Below are 1,654 nucleotides of genomic sequence, written 5' to 3' on the forward strand. Positions count from 1 at the left end.
TTCCTGCTACTGCTAATGTAGAGTGTGGTGACAGCATAGATCCTTCACAAACTGGTAACGCAACTGCTACTGATTCTTGTGGATCGGTAACTGTAACTTATTCTGATAGTGTTGCAGCTGGTTCTTGTGGTAATACTCAAACTATTACTAGAACTTGGACTGCTACTGACGATTGTGGTAACGATGTATCTCAAGATCAAATCATAAACGTAATTGACACTACTGATCCTGTAATTAATATTGATGCAACAAATATCGCTGTAGAATGTGATGGTTCAGGTAATAATGGAGAAATAGAAAACTGGTTAAATAATAATGGTGGTGCTGTAGCATCAGACAATTGTGGTGATGTTACCTGGACAAATAATTACAACGGAGCTCAATCAGATTGTTCTACTCCTGTATTAGTAACGTTTACAGCTACTGATGCTTGTGGAAATACATCAAGTACTACTGCTTCTTATACTATTCAGGACACAGCTAATCCTTCTATTGATAATGAAGCTTCCAATTTAACTGTACAATGTGATGGTACTGGTAATACTGATGACCTTAATGATTGGTTAACTAATAACGGTGGAGCTATTGCCTCTGATGATTGTTCTACAATTACATGGACCAATGATTTTACTGAATTAAGTGACCTTTGTGGTGCTACTGGTTCAGCTACTGTAACATTTACAGCTACTGATGGTTGTGGGAACTCAAGTACTACTACTGCTATATTTACTATCGAAGACATAACTGCGCCTACAATAGATACAGAAGCTAGTGACTTAACTGTAGAATGTGATGGTGCTGGTAATATTGATGACCTTAATAATTGGTTAACTAGTAATGGTGGTGCAATTGCATCTGACTTATGTGGAAACGTAACATGGACAAATGATTTTACTGAATTAAGTGACCTTTGTGGTGCAACTGGTTCTGCTTCTGTAACATTTACAGCTACTGATGACTGTGGAAACTTTTCAACTACTACAGCTATATTTACAATTGAAGATACTTTAAACCCAGTAATCTCAACGGTAGCTGCTGACCAAACAGTTCAATGTGATGGTTCAGGAAATACTGATGAATTACAAGCTTGGTTAGATACTCAGGCAGGAGCTGTAGCTATTGATCAATGCTCAACAATTACTTGGACTAATAATTACTCAGGTCTTTTAGATCAATGTGGTGCAACTGGTCGTGCTTTAGTAACTTTTACAGCTACTGATGAATGTGGAAACTCATCAAGTACTACTGCTCTCTTTACGATATTAGATTTATTAAACCCAACTATTGATACTGAAGCCTCTGACTTAACTGTAGAATGTGATGGTGCTGGTAATGTTGATGACCTTAATGATTGGTTAACTAATAATGGTGGCGCTATTGCCTCTGATGTATGTTCAGATGTTACTTGGACAAATGATTTTGATAAACTTGCAGATGCTTGTGGTGCAACTGGCTCAGCTACTGTAACATTTACAGCTACTGATGGTTGTGGTAACTCAAGTACTACTACTGCTATATTTACTATCGTAGATACAACTGCACCTACATTTACTGTACCTGCTGATGTAACTATCGAGTGTGATCAAGATGCTAACGACTTAACTCTTACTGGTGATGTAACGGATGAAGCGGATAACTGTGACTCTGGTTTAGA

General features: G+C 37.6%; 1 pseudogene. It reads left to right on the forward strand.

The features are described 5' to 3' along the window. Positions 1–1,654, forward strand: a pseudogene (locus DMZ43_RS14890) (hypothetical protein); the annotation flags it as partial.

Source organism: Meridianimaribacter sp. CL38, from assembly GCF_004328055.1.
Taxonomy (GTDB): domain Bacteria; phylum Bacteroidota; class Bacteroidia; order Flavobacteriales; family Flavobacteriaceae; genus Gaetbulibacter_B; species Gaetbulibacter_B jejuensis.